Consider the following 18071-nt stretch of genomic DNA (forward strand, 5'->3'; position numbering starts at 1 on the left):
GGGAGAAGTGCGTTGTGGTCAGACGGCTTCGGTGTCGACCGCGTGGATCGAGGAGCCGAGATACTGGTGCAGCACCTCGTCAACGTTCTCCGCATTGAACCGCGAGAGATCCCGGTCGATCTCGGCTTTCAGCGCGTCGAGATACTCCTCGTCGGCCCGGAGTTCAGAGAACGACAGCGAGACGACCTCGACACCGAGCCAGTCGCTGGCGGCGTCCCGCAGTGACGATTCGTCGCCGATCTCGCCGCGCCAGAGCCGATCCCGGAAGAACAGCCAGTCGATCCGCTCGGCGCCGGGTTCGACGCCCGGAACTGGGGCGAACAGCCTGAGCGTCGTCTCGAAGCGGTTCGGGTCGAACGCGACGCCGGGGGCTTCGACGCGGAACTTCGCCTCGAAGACGTAGGCGGCCTTCATCGGTCCATCACCTCGCCATCAGTATTCGCCGTCGCAGTAGTCGGCCAGCCGGACGTCCTTCTCGGTGACGCCGCCGGCGTCGTGGGTCGTGAAGCGTACCTCCACCTCGTCGTAGCGCAGCGTGATCTCGGGATGGTGGAACTCCTCCTCGGCGATCTCGGCCACGTCGGAGACGAACTGGGCGGCGGTGAGGTAGTCGTCGAACTCGTAGGTCCGGATGATCTCGTCGCCGTCGTACTCCCAGCCGTTGGGGATTCGCCGCTCGACCTCGTCGTCCTCGAGTAGTTCGGCCATAGCGGGGCCTACGGCCCGTGAGGGGAAAAGGTTCGGCCGGGGTCGCTACTCGCCGGCGGCTTCGTCGGCCGCCTCGGCGGCCGAGTCGGCCTCTGTGGCGTCGAACGTGGGGTCGAAAAGCTGCATCGCGGTGCGGATGGTGGTCCAGTCGTCCTCGCCGGCGGCCTCACGCAGGCTCTGGGTGGGCGGGGCGAGCAGTTGGGAGACCAGCGAGTCGGCCAGCGCCTCGACGGTCTCGCGCTGGTCCTCGTTCAGGCCGCCCTGCGCTTCGAGTTTGGTGAGCGCGCGGTCGATCTCTCGGGCCTTCATCCGCTCGGCGCCCTCGTACATGCCGCGGATCGCCTCGTCGGCGCGGGCGCGCTTGAACGAGGAGAGCAGGCGTTCGTGTTCGGCGTCGATCATCGCCTCGACCTGCCGGGCCGCCGCGCGGCGCTGTTCGTGGGCTTGCTCGGTGACGGTCTCCAGGTCGTCGATGTCGTGGACGACGACCGAGGATAGCTCGTCGGCCGCGGGATCGATGTCCCGCGGGCGGGCGATGTCGACACAGACTGCCTCCGTCCCGCGGAGTTCCTCGGCGGTGAGCACTGCGTCGGGGGCGCCGGTGGCGGCGACGACGACGGAGGCGCCGCGGGCGGCGTCGGCCGCCGCCTCGAGTCCGACGGCCTCGGCGTCGACGCTGACGTCTTGGGCCACGTGGGCGGCGTTGGGGACGGTGCGATTGGCAACGATCAGTCGGTCGACGCCCGCTCCCGCGAATGCGCGAGCCGCGAGCGTGCCCATCTCGCCGGCGCCCAGCACGAGCGCCGTCGCGTCGTCGAGGGGGGTCTCGCGAGCCGCGAGTTCGACCGCGGCCGAGCCCATCGAGACGGTACCCTCGTTGATCGATGTCTCGGTGCGGGCGCGCTCGCCCACGTGGACTGCCTTCAGTAGCGCCTCCTCCAGCACGGCGCCGAGCGTGCCGTCCTCGCGGGCGCGCTCCATCGCGTCCTTGACCTGGCCGATGATCTGGTCCTCGCCGAGCACGAGCGACTCTAGCCCGGAGGCGACCCGCATCAGGTGGCGGATCGTCCCCTCGTGGTCGAATCGAGTGACCGCCCCCTCGCGGACCTCGGGGGCGAAGTCGTCGAGCGCCGCACGGCCGTCCTCGGCGTCGTCGGTGACGACGTACGCCTCCGCGCGGTTGCAGGTGGCGAGCACGACGCTCTCGCTCACGCCGGGACGGGACGCGAGCCGCTCTGTGGCCGCGCTCGCGTCGGCCGGCGCTGCCGACTCCACCTCCTCGACGGTCGCGAGCGAGTGGGAGACGCTCACGCCAGAGATCACTCCGGTCACGGGTTTCTCTCGGCGGAGATACCCCGCCGTTCGGGTAAAACCTTCCGAATACGGCGAGGGGGCACGCCGAACGTATTCGGGTTACGGGACGGTAGTGACGCGGTCAACGTGATCGAGGGATCGGAGGTCGTCGGCCAGGCTCGGCTGATCGACGCCGGCCTCGTAGTAGAACACCAGGTCGAACGTGCCAGACCGGAGGAGCTGTTGGCACTCCCAGACGAACTCGTCGTCCGCGAGGGTCTTGCCCTGGAACTGGTTCGAGGCGAACTGATCGGTGTCGTTGCCGGCGTAGATGTAGCTCTCGCCGTTGCCGGCGTGCTCGGCGATCACGTCGTTGGCGGCGACAGTGAGTTCGTGCATCTCCAGATCCTCCTCCCCGCCGAGGTCGGTGTGAACGATACAGCCCGCCAGTTCGATCTCCCCGGGCTCGAGCAGGCGCGTGGCCCGCTCGTAGAGGTCGTCGTCGACGGCGTCGGCCATGTTTGGACTGTGAGCGGCGGCGCTTTACCGGTGGCGGTTCGCACCGAGTCCGCGCGGCGACGGTCGGCCGCGCGGGATTGAGAGGAAACCGGCGACGGTCGGCCGTCCGGGGCGCCGGACGTGACCACGCGAAAGGGCTATCCGGCCGCCGCCGGAACGATGAACAATGCGACTCCGGTACGTCATCCCGGCGCTACTGCTGATCCCGCTGTCCGACGCCGTCCTGCTGGTGTTCGTGGCGGGCGAGATCGGTCCGGTCCCAACCGTGTTGCTGGTGGTGCTGACGGGCCTGATCGGCATGCTCCTCGTGCGCGCGGAGGGACGCCACACGCTCGCCCGGATCCAGCAGAAAGCCGCTCGGGGGGAGCCACCCACCGACGAACTGCTGGACGGCGCGCTGCTGATCGCCGCCGGCGCGTTCCTGCTCACCCCCGGCGTCGTCACCGACGCCATCGGCTTTCTCCTAACCATCCCGCCGACGCGCTACCCGATCCGGATGCTGCTCAAGCGCTACGTCGTCGTGCCGAAACTCGACGAGCGCACGGGCGGGTTCGTCACCGGCGGCGTCTGGACCAGCGGCTTCCCGGATCAGGGCGATTCGGGCTTCGACGGCGGGAACGCGGGCGGCCCCTTCGACGGCGGCGATGCCGGCCCATTCGGCGGGTCTGGCGGCGACGCTGGACCGTTCGGGGATGACGGCGGCAGCAGCGACACGTCGGACGACGACGTGTACGACGTGGATCCGGACGACTACCGGACGAAAGACGAGTAGGGGAAGAACCGGCCGCGGGCGTCGGGATGGCGAAGAGAAAGCCTTAACAGATGCGGCGGCCAACTGAGGAATGCGCTCACCTGGGCCAATAGCTCAGTTAGGTTGAGCGCTCGGCTGATAACCGGGAGGTCCGCGGTTCAAATCCGCGTTGGCCCATCCAATTCACGCGAATTGGGCTGAACTCCCCAGCCATCTAACTTCGGTCGACACAAATTCTCGAAGAGCGATTGTGTCGTAGTGTTTCTGTTAGTGTCTGCAACCGTTAGCGAAGACTGTATCCAGAGGCCACGTTTGCTAGGGGAGAGTCCTTCCTACCAGCCCCAGTACTATTCCACTACCGTTGTTCGAGGAAAGCTTGGGGTAGCAAAAATAACAAAGTCGAATCTTCGTTGTACCAACTCCGAATTTCGTCGTTGATCTGCTCAGGGAGAGGCCGATCCGATTCAAATAATCCCTCAAACGTAGGTAGCCCATCATCGTCTACCGGAACTGCTGCATCGTCAGATTCCTCCTCGTCCCCCAGAATGTCATCTTCATCAGTGGTCAGCATAACGCCTGAGCCACCTTCACGGTTCCACTCTACCGCGTCAGCAATCACCTGCGCGTCGTCATCATTCCGAGTAACTGCTTCTAGATAGCCCACAAGGGTCGCATCCCGCCCCAGTGCGGGAGTTACAGTCACGATGGGATCATCATCCTCAAACAAGCGTTTCTTGCCCTCGTTAAGCCGGGCTTGCTTCTCTAACATCCGCATCACAGCCATTGATTCTGGCAACTGTCCCATCTCCTCCCTGAATCGATTCATCCACTCTTGGTTCCCATCACCGATATGAACTTCTCCAGAAGGAGAATAATCAAGTATGTTTCCTTGTTCGGCGGCGTCAACGAGTCCATCTAGAATGTGCTCTCGGCCGCGGTATATCGATTCAAACTCCGCCTTTACTTTCCCACTCACGTAGACTTGGCAAGGATCATTTAGAAGTACCTTTTCAGAGGGCTTCCCTTTGTCATCATCCAAAACATAGCGAAGAAGAACACAAGTGTCAGAGAAGACCCCCTCAACCGCAGATACTTCTATATCTGCCACTCTACTCTGCCCCCTTTACCGACCGAAGATGTCCTGTAAGCGCTCGGTTTGCGTCGTCGTCTCTAACAGGATATTCAGAGACATCCGGTATCAGGCCGTTTTCCTTGAACAGCCTTCGTCGGGCCTCAAATTGACGTTCGATTTCCTTATCAATTTCGTCAATATTGTTCTCCGCAAATTCTGCAAGGCGGTCCGACTTAGGCCCTTCTGCCGAGGCCATCGACATGTGGGATGCGATATATTTCCAGATGTACTCGGTGTACAATTCGGCCATACTCTCAGCACAGTCTTGGTGAGACTCCTCTATATCTCCCCTGCCAATACTCGAAATACCTTTGGCAAATTTAATCGACAGCATCGAGAACTCCCTCACAAGATCTCTTGCTGGATCAAGGTCGTCCTTGTTTGCCACAGCCATCAACAGCTTCGAGCTGGCTTGGCCCAAGTCTTCGTAGTAATCGAGTGGAGCGCTGCCATTATCGCTGCCTGGATCATGCTCACTCATAGCTTGCCCAACCCTCTGAGACTGGATCTCCTCTTGGACTTCTTCCAACATTCGCCTCAGTTCTAGATTTGCCAAATAGGCATCTCTATACTCTGGAGGGGCATGATGGGTGTAATATTCCTCCAAGAAGTCGTAGGTGTTAGCAGTCCAGTTGTTCTCGTTCAGCTCTGGGTGCTCGATACTGCCCACAACATCGGCGATCTCTAGCTTTGATGCCTGCCGTAGATTCTCCACCGGGAACTCATCACTAATCCTGCTATTCTCAAATGCACCATGGCCTGAAGGTGCTGCTGGAGTAGATTTCCCAAACAGGAACCAACTTCTCGTTACCGCCGGTTCCTCACCCTCAGGGGTGTAGTGATTGATGATCAGATCGAGATACTTCTGCTTCTTAGTGGATTGTCCTCGATCCCTCCATGTCAATCCGCGGCTAGTGACAGCATGCTCTAGACCCTGCTCAATTTTACTGAGGATCGGGCCTTCTTGAATCAGACTGTATCTGCTCATGGTGGGCACCGCGGGACTGCTTCGTTATCGTATAACTGTCTTACCTATGTATAAACCCCCGCATTTCTCAGATTCGGTACCTAATGGGCCTATACTGTGGATTTTCTCCTGGTGAAGAGTACCCCGCCAGTCGCATCTTACCAAGGAGGTTTCGACACCAAAACCAAGCACCGATAACCGGCATAAGCTATCTGGATCAATACCCCAATATATTATTATAAATCCCACGTTACTTTGAGGCGTTTCTCCGTCGTTCCTCACTCCACCCGAACCGTCCGGTCCTCACGCACGGGCGCCAGCGGCAGTTCCGGGTACGTCACCTCGACCACGAACCGGAGTTCGTCGGCGTCGGCGCCGAACACCGGCGCCGGCACGGTGTCGGAGTCGCCCAGATACGTCGCCGTCTCGGTCATCTCCGTCCCGTTGACCGTCACCCGGACGCCGACCCGGGCGCCGCCCCCGGCGTTCCGGACGGTGAGTTCGCACATCTCGTTTTTGCCCATCGCGATGGCGTCCGGGAACGCCCCCCAGTCGACCGAGATTCGTGGCAGGTCCCGCGCGGCGTCGACGACGCGTTCGGCGACGCTCTCGGAGAGTCCCGCGTTCGTGAGCGCCGCGGCGCCGGCGTCGACCACCTGCGCCGGAGAGGGAAAGCCCGCCCCGGCGAGCGTCTCCGCGCGGCCGGCCCCGACCCCCTCGATGGCCGTGAGGCCGACCGCTTCCCGTGGTACGCCGTGCTCGACGCGGGCCTCCACCCGGCGCACGAGGTTGGCCGCCCGCGGGCCCGCGAACGCCTCGGCGAACTCCCGGAGCGCCGCGAGCAGTCGCAGCGCGTTCTGTCGGATGATCCACGCGTCCGAGCGGAGTTCGCTGGGCGTGCGCCCGTCGGTCGCGGCGTGGAGAATGGCGAGCACCTTGCGGTTGCCGTTCTCGAGATCAGTATCGACGCCGGCGCCCTCGAGCGCCCGGTCGATGGCGTCGGTCTCGGACTGGCGGGCCGAGACGGAGTCGAACTCCCCGGCGGCGGCGACGGCTTCGAGCACGTCGTCGCCGCTCAGGCGCTCGCGCTCGCAGGTCTCGCGGAACCGCTCGGCCGTGTCGAGGCGGAGGTAGTAGTTCGAGGCCAATCGGCCGAGCGTCGTCGCCTCGACGCCGAGATCCGAGTCGGTCTCGACGAACCCGGAGTCGACGAGGCTCTCGACGACGGCGCGGATGCGCTCGCGCAGGCTCTCGAACTCGTACTCCTCGGGTTTCGACTGCGCGCGGACGTAGTAGAACGTCGTTTCGACCCACGTGAGCACGTCCTCCAGGTCCCGGATGGTGCCCATCGCCACCTCGGCGTTGAGGTGGGTCTCGATCTCGCCGGCCAGCGTCGACTCGATCTCCTTGCCCTCCCGGAGCAGGCGGCGGTACTTGTCAGCCTCCTCGGCGTCGCTGATCACCCAGCCGTAGCCCACGTCGTCGTAGCCGGGTCGCCCCGCGCGCCCGAGCATCTGGAGCACGTCCAGCGGCGAGATGTCGACCTCGCCCTCCAGCGGGTCGTGGTACTTCGTGTCCCGAATCACCACACAGCGGGCGGGGAGGTTCACCCCCCACGCGAGCGTCGAGGTCGAGAACAGCAACTGGATCTTCCCCTCCTTGAACCACTGCTCGACGAGGTCCTTGTCGTTGCGCGAGAGGCCGGCGTGGTGGAACGCGACGCCGTCGACGACCGAGTGCCGGAGCGTCTCGTTTTCGAGTTCCTTGGCGGCGGTGTGGAAGTCGTAGTTACCCCGCGAGCCCATGTCGATATCCCACTCCGTGGTCTCGTCGCGGGCTTTCTCGGCGGCGCGGACGGTGTCCTGTCTGGAGGAGACGAAGACGAGTGACTGGCCCTCCTCGCGGATGCGGGGTTTCGCGAGGTCGAGCGCGCGGTAGAGCCGGCGGTACTTGTCCGCAAAGGAGTTCTCGCCGTGGCTGTACGTCTTCACGCCGGTTTCGAGGTCGACCGGGCGGTACTCGTCGCCGAAGGCGAACGTGTTCGTCGGCGGCGCGTCGAGCCACTCGGCGACGTCCTCGACGTTGGGCATCGTCGCCGAGAGCGCGATGATCCGGGGATCACAGAGCCGTCGGAGCCGCGAGACGGTGACTTCGAGCACCGACCCGCGCTTCTCGGAGTCGAGCAGGTGGACCTCGTCGATGACGACGCAGTCCACGTCGGTGATGAAGCCGTAGCGCGCCGACTCGTGTTTCCGCGTCGCGGAGTCGGTCTTCTCGGGAGTCATCACGAGGATGTCCGCGCGCTCGGCCCGGCGCGGGTCGAGGTCGCGCTCCCCCGTGACGACGTAGACGGAGTAGCCGAGTTCCTCGAATCGGTCCCACTCGGCTTCCTTCTCGTTGGTCAGCGCCCGCATCGGGGCGATAAACAGCGCGGTACCGCCCTCCTTCAGGGTCTTACAGATCGCCAACTCCGCGAGCGCGGTCTTGCCGGAGGCGGTCGGCGCGCTCGCGACGACGTTCTCGTCGCTGTCGAGCAGGGCGGGCAGCGCCTCCCGCTGCATCGCGTTGAACGACTCGAACGCGAAGGCGTCGGCGAACTCGGGGACGACGTCGGCGACGCGGGCCGTGGCGTCGGGGCGCTGAGACACTACCCGGAGTCGGGGCGGCCACGGACAAAGGAGTTTCTCTCGGTCGCGCGGGCGGGTGTGTGCGATCCCGCAACGGCGCCCGCGGCGGCGTCATCGCCGGATTCGGCCGCCGAGGCGGTCGTCGACGACGTGCTCGTGTCCTCGGTTGGCGAGCCGTCGGATTTCGTCTCGGCAGGCTTGGGCGGCTTCCTCACGAGGCTGCCCGCGGGCAGTTTCTGCACCAGCAGGCGCTCGCCTTTCTTCGGCGAGTAGTCGACGCCGCGGTAATGTTTGAGCGCCGTCAGGGGGTTGATCGCGGAGTACTCCCGGTGGGCGAAGCAGTCAGTCTCGCCGTTGCGGCGCTCGAACATCATGACGTGGAGCTGTTTCTTCGCCAACAAGTTCTCCCGCCAGACCCACGAGCCCTGCTCCTCCCGGCCGTCGGGGAGGGTCTTGTACGCCGACAGGGGGTTGCGCCGGAAGCCGTGTTCGTAGAGGAACGACTCGGCCTGCTCGGGGGGCATCTCCAGCGTACCCGCGTACTCCTGATAGCCCACCGTGTAGGCGGCATAGCCGATGTCCATCGCTCGGCCCACCTTGTCCAGCGTGGGGATGGCGGTGCCGCGGACGAACTCCCAGAACCCCGCCTCGGGGCCGCGGCGCCCGCGCTGGGCCTGGTAGTAGGTGATGCCGAGGAACACCGCGGCGACCACCGGCGCTGCGTAGCGGATGGGGTTCTCGCTGACCGTACCGACGACGTTCTCCAACATGGCGCGTGAGTTGCCGTGCTACGACAGCAGAGCGCAATAAAACTGACAGTCGGTCGGAGAGCAAGGATCCGAGGAGGACGCCGAAACCACCTATTCCGTCGCGGTTCCAGCGGTCGAACGCCTCCGTTTCAGTACTTCATCTCTGTTTAGCAAGGATGCTCGGATCAGGCCGTCAGCCGGGTCGACGTAAGCGGTCAGTACGTGTTGATCTTCACCTTCCGGCGGCCAGTCGACACGCAGACTCGTGTCCGCACCCCGAATCCGTACGACTGTCTCTTGATTGGGGGCGATCACATCCGGGGATTGCCATCGTTCACCCGGGGCGAGGGAGACTGTTCGACTCCACTCCCCGGCAGAAACCGTGACTTCGACCGACTGATCGGTGGGAGACGAGACCAGGATATCGGGTTCTGCCCCCTCTCGGAGCCAGGGGGGCGGCGGCATCGTCGGTGGCTCGGTTTCCGTCCCGCCGTCGTCGCCGAGACAGCCCGCGAAGAACCCGGCGGAAACAGCGAGGAACGCTCGACGCGACAAGGATTTCCTCATTAGTGGAGTATCAGGTCAGTCCGCGGCCGCCACGTCCGCCGCGTGGCGCATCATCCCCTCGCTGGTCGCGTACCGGAAGTACACCCCCAGCCCCAGCGCGGCGGCGACGTTCGACCCCGTGACCGCCCAGAAGATGGCCGCCATCCCCCAGTCGAGTCCGGGGGCGATTGAGAGCCCGAACGCCCCGACGGCGAACCCCGTGGGCAGTGCGAGCACCGCGATGGGGAGCCGGACGCCCCAGTACTTCACCAGATCGACGATCAGGCTGGTCTTGGTGCGGCGGGCGCCGTTGAGCCCCGCGAGCAGCATGTACGTCGCGCCGATAGCCCAGTAGCCGTACGCCAGAATCTCGAGGTACTGGATCGCGTACGCGCGACCCTGCTCGGAGACGCCGGGGACGAACACCGACGTGAGCAGGTCGGGAATCAGCAGTTGGATGCCGCCGATCAGCGCCAGCGCGCCCGTCGCGATGCCGACACCGAGCCACGTCGCCCGCCGGGCGCGGAGCGGGCGGTCGGCGCCGAGGTTCTGGCCGACGACGCTCTGGCCGGCCTGCTGGAGTCCCTGTGCCGGGACGAAGGCAATGGTGGCGATGCGGGCGCCGACGGTGTAGGCTGCCAGCCCCGCGGCACCGCCGACGATGGTGACGATGGCGACGACGACCAGCCGAACCGACTGGGCGGCGAGTCGCTGCCCGCCCGCCGGGAGGCCGATGTCGACCATCTCGCGGAACTCCTCAATGTCGAAGCCGGCGTCCGCCAGCGACAGCGAGATGGAGCCGTGGTCGCCGGTCAGCCAGTAGAGGCCGAGCAGCATCGCCATCGTGTAGCCAAGCACCGTCGCCAGCGCCGCGCCTGCGACCTCGAGTTCAGGGAACGGGCCGACGCCGAAGATGAGCAGCGGGTCGAGTACGAGGTTGCCGCCGATGGCGAGGAAGTTGAGGTACATCGCCGTCTTGGAGTCGCCGGCGCCGACGAACCCCATCTCGACGGTGTCGCTGACGGAGGTAAACGGGAACAGCAGCAGGTACGTCGAGAGGTACGCCGCGGCCTGGGGCGCCACCTCGGGGCCGGCGCCGAGCAGGCGGACGAGCACGCCCGCGTTGGGTGCGACCAGCAGCGCCAGGAGTACCGCGGCGACGAACGCCAGACAGATGCCGTGGAACACCGCCTTCCGGGCGCCGTCGCCGTCCTCGGCGCCGATACGCTGGGAGACGAGCACCTGCGTCCCGACCATTGCCGCCGTCAGCGGGACGAACAGCAGCGCCATGATGGGTTGGTTCAGGCCGACGGCGCCGACGGCGCCGTCGCCGAGGCGGCCCAGCCAGAACACGTCGGCCGCGGAGTTGGCCACCTGCACGAGGTTCTGTGCCACCAGCGGCGCCGCGAGAAGTACGAGCGCACGGGAGATGGACCCCTCCGTGATGTCGCCGGGGTCGAGGTCGAACATTCAGTATCGTACGGACATTATGGAGGGGGAACAAATACCTACCGGTGCGGTAACAAACCTTGCACGCGAGGGAACGAACCGCATGCTTTTCACGAGCGCCGCCCCATCCAGAGCCATGAGCAGCCGCAGGCGGAAGCCCGACTGGCTCAAGAGCCAGCCCCCGACTGGGCAGCGCTTCGCCGACATCAAGCAGACGCTCCGGGACCGGGACCTCCACACCGTCTGTGAGGAGGCCAACTGCCCCAACATGGGGGAGTGCTGGTCCGGCCGCGACGGGCCCGGCACCGGCCCGGGGACGGCGACGTTCATGCTGATGGGCGAGCGCTGTTCCCGTGGCTGTAACTTCTGTGACGTGGCCACCGGCGGGATGGAGCCACTCGACCCCGACGAGCCCGAAAACGTCGCCGAGGCCGTCGGCGAGATCGGCCTCGACTACGTCGTCCTCACTTCCGTCGACCGCGACGACCTCGACGACGGCGGCGCCGCCCACTTCGCGGAGACGATCCGGGAGTGTAAGCAGCGCAACCCCGGGACGCTCGTCGAAGTGCTGATCCCGGACTTCGACGGCGACGAGGACGCCGTCCGAAAGATCATCGACGCCGAACCGGACGTGATCGCCCACAACGTCGAGACCGTCGAGCGCCTCCAGTGGCCCGTTCGGGACCGCCGCGCGAACTACGAGCAGACCCTCGATGTGCTCGAACAGGTCGACCGCGAGTCCGACATCTACACCAAGACCAGCCTGATGCTGGGACTGGGCGAGTACGACCACGAGATCTATCGGACGCTCTCGGACCTCCGGGAGGTCGGCGTCGACGTGGTGACGTTCGGCCAGTATCTCCAGCCCTCCCGCTCACACCTCGACGTGTTCGAGTACGTCCACCCCGACGCGTTCGAGACGTGGCGGCAGGTCGCCGAGGTGGAACTCGGCTTCCTCTACTGTGCCTCGGGTCCGATGGTCCGCTCCTCCTACAAGGCGGGCGAACTGTTCGTCGACGCCCTCGTCCGCGACGGCAAGAGCCCCGAGCGCGCCCGTGAGGAGGCGCGTGCGGCGGCGAGTGACTGATTCCGGCGCCGTCGTCTAGTCTGACCGAGCCCCGTCGGCACCGATCATGTCAAACGGAATCCTTCCCGAACGTTCGTCCAATTCCGAACGAACCACCGGGTGATGACCGGGGGAACGACGGAATTCTCGCCCAAAATTAGAAATCTTCGAAGTATAGTCGCCCTTCCCGAAAGAACACAACCGAGCGAGGGTGATTTCTGCTCATAGTAAACCTTTTACGAAAACACTATACCGACGGCGGCGGAAGAGCGAACTAATGGAGCGGAGGATCAAGCCGTGAGCACGATACAGCGCGACCCCGAGAACCGCGTACAGGTGCTCGACGAGGAGGGCAACGTCGTCGGTGAGCCGCCGGAGCTCGACGAGGCGACGCTGCTGGACATCTACCGGGACATGAAGCTCTCCCGGCACTTCGACGAGCGGGCCGTCAGCCTCCAGCGACAGGGGCGGATGGGGACCTACCCGCCACTATCCGGACAGGAGGGCGCCCAGATCGCCTCGGCACACGCGCTCGCCGAGGACGACTGGATGGTGCCGTCCTACCGCGAGCACGGCGCCGCCGTCGTCCGTGGCCTGCCCCTGGAGCAGACGCTGCTCTACTGGATGGGCTACGAGAAGGGCAACGAGGTCGACGAGGACGTGAACATCCTGCCGGTGGCGGTGCCCATCGCCAGCCAGATCCCCCACGCCGCGGGGCTGGCGTGGTCCTGGAAACTGCAGGGCCAGGACACTGACGCGGCTGGCGACGCCGCGTCGGGCGATACCGACACGGCCGGCATCTGTTACTTCGGCGACGGCGCCACCAGCGAGGGTGACTTCCACGAGGGGCTGAACTTCGCCGGCGTCTACGACGTGCCGATGGTGTTTTTCTGTAACAACAACCAGTGGGCCATCTCCGTGCCCCGCGAGCGCCAGACCGCCTCCGAGACGCTGGCCCAGAAGGCTCAGGCGTACGGCTTCGAGGGCGTGCAGGTCGACGGGATGGACCCGCTGGCAGTGTACAAGGTCACACAGGAGGCCCTCGAGAAGGCCCGGAACCCCGACGAGGACCAGCCCCGGCCGACGATGATCGAGGCGGTCCAGTATCGCTTTGGCGCCCACACCACCGCGGACGACCCGACGGTGTACCGCGAGGACGAGGAAGTCGAGCGCTGGAAGGCCAAGGACCCCATCCCGCGACTCGAGACGTACCTTCGCGACGAGGGGATCCTCGACGACGACACGGTCGCCGAGATCGAGGCGAGCGTCGAGCAGCAGGTCGACGAGGCCATCGACGCCGCCGAGAGCGAGCCCCGGCCGGAGCCCACGGAGATGTTCGAACACGTCTACGCGGAGCTACCCCCGGAGCTACAGGCACAGCGCGACGCGTTCGTCGAGAGCGTCGAGCGACACGGGAAGGACGCGTTCTTGGAAGAATGAGCGAGACACAGAACCTCACAATCGTACAGGCGGTCCGGGACGGTCTCGCGACCGAGATGGCACTCGACGACGATGTCGTGGCGCTGGGCCAGGACATCGGCGCCAACGGCGGCGTGTTCCGGGCCACGCAGGGTCTGCAAGACGAGTTCGGCGACCAGCGCGTGGTCGACACGCCGCTGGCGGAGTCGGGCATCGTCGGCAGCGCCGTCGGCCTCGCGACCGGCGGGATGAAGCCGGTGTCGGAGATCCAGTTCTCCGGGTTCATGTACCCCGGGTTCGACCAGATCGTCTCCCACATGGCGCGCTACCGGACCCGGAGTCGGTCGCGGTTCAACCTCCCGATGGTGCTGCGGGCCCCCTACGGCGGCGGCATCCGCGCGCCCGAACACCACTCGGACTCGAAGGAGGCGTTCTACGCCCACGAAGCCGGCCTCAAAGTCGTCGTGCCGTCGACGCCGTACGACACGAAGGGCCTGCTGATCTCCGCGATCCGCGACCCGGATCCGGTGGTCTTCCTCGAACCCAAACTCATCTACCGGGCGTTCCGCGGCGAGGTGCCCGAAGAGGACTACGAGGTGCCAATCGGCGAGGCCGCGACCCGCCGCGAGGGCTCCGACGTGTCGGTGTTCACCTACGGCGCGATGACTCGGCCCACCCTCGAAGCGGCCGAGAACCTCGCCGAGGAGGGCATCGACGCCGAAGTCGTCGACCTCCGGAGCGTCTCGCCGATGGATCGAGAAGCCATCGTCGAGTCGTTCAAGAAGACCGGCCGTGCGGTCGTCGTCCACGAGGCGCCCAAATCGGGCGGCCTCGCCGGCGAGATCACCGCGTTGATCCAGGAGGAGGCCCTCTACTACCAGGAGGCGCCGGTCAAGCGCGTCACGGGCTTCGACGTGCCCGTGCCGCTGTACGCGATGGAGGACTACTACCTGCCCAACGCTGCCAGAGTCGAAGACGGCATCCGAGAGACGGTGGAGTTCTGAGATGACTGTCAAAGAGTTCGAACTCCCGGACGTCGGTGAAGGTATCGCCGAAGGGGAACTGGTCTCGTGGCAGGTGTCGCCCGGCGACACCGTCAGCGAGGGCGACATCGTCGCCGAAGTGGAGACGGACAAGGCGCTCGTCGAGGTGCCATCGAGCTACGACGGCACTGTGAAGGAGCTATTCGCCGAGGAGGGCGAGATGGTCCCCGTCGGCGACGTCATCATCTCGTTCAACGTCGAGGAACCCGAGGCCGGCGACGCCGAGGCTGAGGCACCCGACACCGAGAACAAACCCGGCGAGAGTACGGAGGAGGCCAAGACCGACACCGAGGAGGCCGCGAGCGCCGAGACCCCCGATGGTCGCGTGTTCGCGCCGCCGGCCGCCCGACGGCTGGCCCGCGAACTCGGCGTCGACATCAGCGACGTGGAGGGGAGCGGTCCCGGCGGCCGGGTCAGCGAGGCCGACGTGCGCGCCCACCACGAGAAAGCCGAGGAGCACGACGAGACCGCCGCCGAGACCCCCGTGAACCCGGCCGCTGAGGACGAGTCCGCAGGGGCGAGCGCCGGCGCCGCGGCGTCGACGACCGCAACGAGCGGCGAGGCGGCACGCGAGAAAACCCTCGCGGTGCCCGCGACGCGCGCGCTCGCGGAGGAACTCGGCGTCGACATCGACGCCGTGCCGACCGAGAAGACCCGCGACGGGCAGCCGTTCGTCGAGCGGGAGGACGTGCGCGCGTTCGCCCAGTCCGGCGGCGAGGCAGCCGAGGCGGCGACCGCGTCCGCGTCGGCGACCGGCGAGGGGGCCCGCGAGGAGACGGTCCCCTACCGCGGCGTGCGCCGGACCATCGGCGAGCAGATGGCGGCGTCGAAGTACACCGCGCCCCACGTCACCCACCACGATACCGCGGTCATCGACGAACTGGTCGAGACCCGCGCAGACCTCAAGGAGACCGCCGAGGAGAAGGGCACGCGCCTGACCTACATGGCGTTCGTCCTCAAGGCCGTCGTGGCGGGGCTGAAGGAGTACCCCATCCTCAACTCCGAACTGGACGAGGAGGAGGGCGTCATTCGGCTGAAGAACTACTACAACATCGGCATCGCCGTCGCGACGGACGCGGGGCTGATGGTGCCGGTGGTGAAGAACGTCGACGAGAAGGGGCTGCTCGAACTGGCCGACGAGATCAACGATCTGGCCACCCGTGCGCGCGAGCGCTCCATCTCGCCCGAAGAGATGCAGGGCGGCACGTTCACCGTCACCAACTTCGGGGCGTTCGGCGGCGAGTACGCCACGCCGATCATCAACCACCCCGAGACCGCGATCATCGGGCTGGGCGCCATCGAACAGCGCCCGGTCGTCGAGGACAGCGAGGTCGTGCCAGCCCACACGCTGCCGCTCTCGCTGGCCATCGACCACCGCGTGATCGACGGCGCGGAGGCCGCGAAGTTCACGAACACCGTGAAAGAATACCTGGCTGAGCCGACCAAACTACTACTCTAACAATGGTCGTAGGAGACGTTACGACGGGAACGGAGGTACTGGTGGTCGGCGCGGGGCCGGGCGGCTACGTCGCCGCCATCCGCGCCGCACAGAACGGACTGGACACGACGCTGGTCGACCGCGACGCGTACGGCGGGACCTGCCTGAACTACGGCTGCATCCCCTCGAAGGCGCTGATCAGCGCGACGGACGTGGCCCACGACGCCCGCAACGCGACGGAGATGGGCGTCCACGCCGACCCCGTCATCCATACCGACGAGATGCAGGAGTGGAAGGAGGGCGTCGTCGACCAACTCACGAGCGGCGTCGAGAAGCTCTGTAAGGCAAACGGCGTCAATCTGATCGAGGGCGAGGCGACGTTCGTCGACGACTCGACGGCCCGCATCGCCCACGGCGGCGAGGGGCAGGGTTCGGAGACCATCGACTTCGAACACGCCATCGTCGCCACGGGCTCCCGGCCGATTCAGGTGCCCGGCTTCGAGTTCGAGCACGACCCGATCTGGTCCTCGCGGGACGCGCTGGAAGTCGAGGAGCCACCCGAGAAACTGCTCGTGGTCGGCGCGGGCTACATCGGGATGGAACTCTCGACGGTGTTCGCGAAGATGGGCGTCGACGTGACCGTCGTGGAGATGCTCGACGGGATCCTCCCGGGCTACGAGGACGACGTGAGCCGCGTCGTCAAGCAGCGCGCCGACGACCTCGGCATCGACTTCAACTTCGGTGAGGCCGCCAACGAATGGGAGGAGACAGGCGACGGCGTGGTGGTCACCACCGAAAACGAGGACGGCGAGGAGTCGACCTACGACGCCGACAAGGTGCTCGTCGCGGTCGGCCGCCAGCCGGTTTCCGACAGCCTCGACCCCGAAGCCGCGGGCGTCGAAGTCGACGAGCAGGGGTTCATCCCCACCGACGATCAGGCCCGCACCAACGTCGAGAACGTCTTCGCTGTCGGCGACGTGGCCGGCGAGCCGATGCTGGCCCACAAGGCCAGCAAGGAGGGTATCGTCGCCGCCGAAGTGATCGCCGGCGAGCCAGCAGCGCTCGACCAGCAGGCCATCCCGGCGGCCGTCTTCACCGACCCGGAAATCGCCACCGTGGGGATGACCGAGGAAGAGGCCGAGGAGGCCGGCTTCACGCCCAAAATCGGCGAGTTCCCGTTCCGTGCCTCCGGGCGCTCGCTCTCGACAGGCGAGGACGAAGGGTTCGTCCGCATCGTCGCCGAGGAAGACGCCGGCTTCATCCTCGGTGCCCAGATCGTCGGCCCCGAGGCCAGCGAACTCATCGCCGAACTCGCACTCGCCATCGAGATGGGCGCGACCTTAGAGGACGTGGCGTCGACGGTCCACACCCACCCCACGCTCGCGGAGGCGGTGATGGAGGCCGCCGAGAACGCCGACGATCAGGCGATCCACACGCTGAACCGGTAGTCGGCGGTAGATTTTCTACGCCGCGGGCCACACAGCCGCCATGGCCCTCTCCGACGACGATGACGAGCAGTCCGCCGACGACACTGAGACCGAGAGCGATAGCTGGGGCGTTGACGGGGAACGACGATCCTCTGGGGGCGGCACCGATCAATCCGACCCGGCTCCGCTCTCCGATCTCGACGCCGCGTCGCTGAGCCGCGGCGACCCGAACGGCATGCTCAAGCGCGCTATCGACCGCGAGGCGGGCGTGGTCATCTACGCCTACAAGAACGGCAACGCCGGCGGCCTGTCGACGGTGCCGCTCTCGGAGACCGACCTCGCGTCCAAAAACGAGTGACGCCGCCAACGGAGATCCGGACGAAGCGCGGCCAAGCATCGTTCGTCGACGGCACCGTCCGGTTCCAGGAGTCCATCGCCGGCTACGTCCGCGCGCTAATCCGGGACTACTGGCACGGCGGCAGTCTCGGTCAACGCGGGATCGTGGGCGCCTACTTTTTCGCGATACTCTACGGGCTGGGCGTTCTCGCGTGGGAACTCGGCCACGCCCGGTGGCGCCTGCCAGGCCTCGTGGTCGGCGTGGTTGTCGTCGGGGCGCTGATCGGCCGCGCGCGAGGCTATCGCTCGGTCGATTCCCTCGATCTCGACCGGATCGAGTCGGTGACCGCGACACGCGGGTCGAAAGGCTTCACTCGGCCGCGACTGGTGCTCCGGTTTCAGGCCGACGGCAAAACCCGAAAACGACGGCTGCTACTCCCCTCACGGTTCGCCGTCGACGGCGACGAGGCGTTCGAGCGGGCCGTCGCGGCGTTCGAAGAACGCGGGTTCGACGTCGACCGGGATCGGTGACGCTACCCGGGTAACGCCGACGTTCGAACCGGCTCCCCCTTCCGGCAGCCCCACATCTTTCCGGCTGGGG

Annotated in this window: 17 protein-coding genes and 1 tRNA gene; 9 read left to right on the forward strand and 9 right to left on the reverse strand. The window is 66.0% G+C overall.

What is annotated here, in order from left to right; genetic code table 11:
- Window positions 1-18: 18 nt before the first annotated feature.
- The 4 genes from lwrS to J2753_RS13785 form a co-directional block, all read right to left on the reverse strand.
- Window positions 19-414 carry an LWR-salt protein gene (gene lwrS / locus J2753_RS13770; RefSeq protein ID WP_209492639.1) on the reverse strand — a complete coding sequence of 132 codons (396 nt, stop codon included), beginning with the start codon at window positions 412-414 and terminating at the stop codon, window positions 19-21.
- Window positions 415-432: 18 nt separating this feature from the next.
- Complete coding sequence (locus J2753_RS13775) at window positions 433-708, reverse strand: 4a-hydroxytetrahydrobiopterin dehydratase (RefSeq protein ID WP_209492640.1); 276 nt, start codon at window positions 706-708, stop codon at window positions 433-435.
- Window positions 709-753: 45 nt separating this feature from the next.
- The gene (hemA, locus tag J2753_RS13780; protein WP_209492641.1) at window positions 754-2040 is read right to left on the reverse strand and encodes a glutamyl-tRNA reductase; all 1287 of its coding nucleotides are present in this window, start codon (window positions 2038-2040) and stop codon (window positions 754-756) included.
- Between the two features lie 81 nt (window positions 2041-2121).
- Window positions 2122-2520: a DUF5778 family protein gene (locus J2753_RS13785; protein WP_209492642.1), complete on the reverse strand. Its 399-nt coding sequence runs from the start codon at window positions 2518-2520 to the stop codon at window positions 2122-2124.
- A 166-nt stretch (window positions 2521-2686) separates the two neighbouring features.
- Between J2753_RS13785 and J2753_RS13790 the strand changes: the two genes are divergently transcribed.
- Together J2753_RS13790 and J2753_RS13795 are read left to right on the forward strand one after the other, a co-directional pair.
- Complete coding sequence (locus J2753_RS13790; RefSeq protein WP_209492643.1) at window positions 2687-3292, forward strand: FxsA family protein; 606 nt, start codon at window positions 2687-2689, stop codon at window positions 3290-3292.
- 82 nt (window positions 3293-3374) lie between these two features.
- Window positions 3375-3448: transfer RNA gene (locus J2753_RS13795), tRNA-Ile, on the forward strand.
- A gap of 178 nt (window positions 3449-3626) precedes the next feature.
- On the opposite strand, the gene J2753_RS13800 is transcribed toward J2753_RS13795, so the two are convergent.
- The 5 genes from J2753_RS13800 to J2753_RS13820 form a co-directional block, all read right to left on the reverse strand.
- Window positions 3627-4379 carry a hypothetical protein gene (locus tag J2753_RS13800; RefSeq protein ID WP_209492644.1) on the reverse strand — a complete coding sequence of 251 codons (753 nt, stop codon included), beginning with the start codon at window positions 4377-4379 and terminating at the stop codon, window positions 3627-3629.
- A gap of 1 nt (window position 4380) precedes the next feature.
- The gene (locus J2753_RS13805; RefSeq protein ID WP_209492645.1) at window positions 4381-5400 is read right to left on the reverse strand and encodes a hypothetical protein; all 1020 of its coding nucleotides are present in this window, start codon (window positions 5398-5400) and stop codon (window positions 4381-4383) included.
- Between the two features lie 248 nt (window positions 5401-5648).
- Window positions 5649-8018 carry a DEAD/DEAH box helicase gene (locus tag J2753_RS13810; protein WP_321168826.1) on the reverse strand — a complete coding sequence of 790 codons (2370 nt, stop codon included), beginning with the start codon at window positions 8016-8018 and terminating at the stop codon, window positions 5649-5651.
- Entirely contained in the window at window positions 8018-8767 is a 750-nt protein-coding gene (locus J2753_RS13815) for a hypothetical protein (RefSeq protein ID WP_209492646.1), read from the reverse strand. Before J2753_RS13815 ends, J2753_RS13810 begins: the two co-directional genes overlap by 1 nt.
- A gap of 561 nt (window positions 8768-9328) precedes the next feature.
- Window positions 9329-10762 (reverse strand): MATE family efflux transporter, encoded by a 1434-nt coding sequence (locus J2753_RS13820; RefSeq protein ID WP_209492647.1) that lies wholly within the window; start codon window positions 10760-10762, stop codon window positions 9329-9331.
- 115 nt (window positions 10763-10877) lie between these two features.
- Between J2753_RS13820 and lipA the strand changes: the two genes are divergently transcribed.
- From lipA to J2753_RS13855, 7 genes are all read left to right on the forward strand, one after another.
- Window positions 10878-11828 (forward strand): lipoyl synthase, encoded by a 951-nt coding sequence (lipA, locus tag J2753_RS13825; protein ID WP_209492648.1) that lies wholly within the window; start codon window positions 10878-10880, stop codon window positions 11826-11828.
- Between the two features lie 276 nt (window positions 11829-12104).
- Entirely contained in the window at window positions 12105-13247 is a 1143-nt protein-coding gene (gene pdhA, locus J2753_RS13830; RefSeq protein WP_209492649.1) for a pyruvate dehydrogenase (acetyl-transferring) E1 component subunit alpha, read from the forward strand.
- Entirely contained in the window at window positions 13244-14230 is a 987-nt protein-coding gene (locus J2753_RS13835) for an alpha-ketoacid dehydrogenase subunit beta (RefSeq protein WP_209492650.1), read from the forward strand. Before pdhA ends, J2753_RS13835 begins: the two co-directional genes overlap by 4 nt.
- 1 nt (window position 14231) lies before the next feature.
- Complete coding sequence (locus tag J2753_RS13840; RefSeq protein WP_209492651.1) at window positions 14232-15728, forward strand: dihydrolipoamide acetyltransferase family protein; 1497 nt, start codon at window positions 14232-14234, stop codon at window positions 15726-15728.
- A gap of 2 nt (window positions 15729-15730) precedes the next feature.
- Window positions 15731-17155, forward strand: a complete 1425-nt coding sequence (gene lpdA / locus J2753_RS13845; protein WP_209492652.1) for a dihydrolipoyl dehydrogenase — start codon at window positions 15731-15733, stop codon at window positions 17153-17155.
- A gap of 40 nt (window positions 17156-17195) precedes the next feature.
- Window positions 17196-17492, forward strand: a complete 297-nt coding sequence (locus J2753_RS13850) for a hypothetical protein (protein ID WP_209492653.1) — start codon at window positions 17196-17198, stop codon at window positions 17490-17492.
- Window positions 17489-18001: a hypothetical protein gene (locus tag J2753_RS13855; RefSeq protein ID WP_209492654.1), complete on the forward strand. Its 513-nt coding sequence runs from the start codon at window positions 17489-17491 to the stop codon at window positions 17999-18001. Before J2753_RS13850 ends, J2753_RS13855 begins: the two co-directional genes overlap by 4 nt.
- Window positions 18002-18071 lie beyond the last annotated feature (70 nt).

The sequence above is a fragment of the Halolamina salifodinae genome, assembly GCF_017874235.1.
Lineage (GTDB): Archaea > Halobacteriota > Halobacteria > Halobacteriales > Haloferacaceae > Halolamina > Halolamina salifodinae.

Bases quoted from the DNA above. Each gene is read 5' to 3' on its own strand.
- J2753_RS13815 (WP_209492646.1), bottom strand. From the start codon at position 8,767: ATGTTGGAGAACGTCGTCGGTACGGTCAGCGAGAACCCCATCCGCTAC.
- J2753_RS13790 (WP_209492643.1), top strand. From the start codon at position 2,687: ATGCGACTCCGGTACGTCATCCCGGCGCTACTGCTGATCCCGCTGTCC.
- J2753_RS13835 (WP_209492650.1), top strand. From the start codon at position 13,244: ATGAGCGAGACACAGAACCTCACAATCGTACAGGCGGTCCGGGACGGT.
- lwrS (WP_209492639.1), bottom strand. From the start codon at position 414: ATGAAGGCCGCCTACGTCTTCGAGGCGAAGTTCCGCGTCGAAGCCCCC.
- lpdA (WP_209492652.1), top strand. From the start codon at position 15,731: ATGGTCGTAGGAGACGTTACGACGGGAACGGAGGTACTGGTGGTCGGC.
- lipA (WP_209492648.1), top strand. From the start codon at position 10,878: ATGAGCAGCCGCAGGCGGAAGCCCGACTGGCTCAAGAGCCAGCCCCCG.
- J2753_RS13785 (WP_209492642.1), bottom strand. From the start codon at position 2,520: ATGGCCGACGCCGTCGACGACGACCTCTACGAGCGGGCCACGCGCCTG.
- J2753_RS13840 (WP_209492651.1), top strand. From the start codon at position 14,232: ATGACTGTCAAAGAGTTCGAACTCCCGGACGTCGGTGAAGGTATCGCC.
- J2753_RS13775 (WP_209492640.1), bottom strand. From the start codon at position 708: ATGGCCGAACTACTCGAGGACGACGAGGTCGAGCGGCGAATCCCCAAC.
- J2753_RS13820 (WP_209492647.1), bottom strand. From the start codon at position 10,762: ATGTTCGACCTCGACCCCGGCGACATCACGGAGGGGTCCATCTCCCGT.
- J2753_RS13850 (WP_209492653.1), top strand. From the start codon at position 17,196: ATGGCCCTCTCCGACGACGATGACGAGCAGTCCGCCGACGACACTGAG.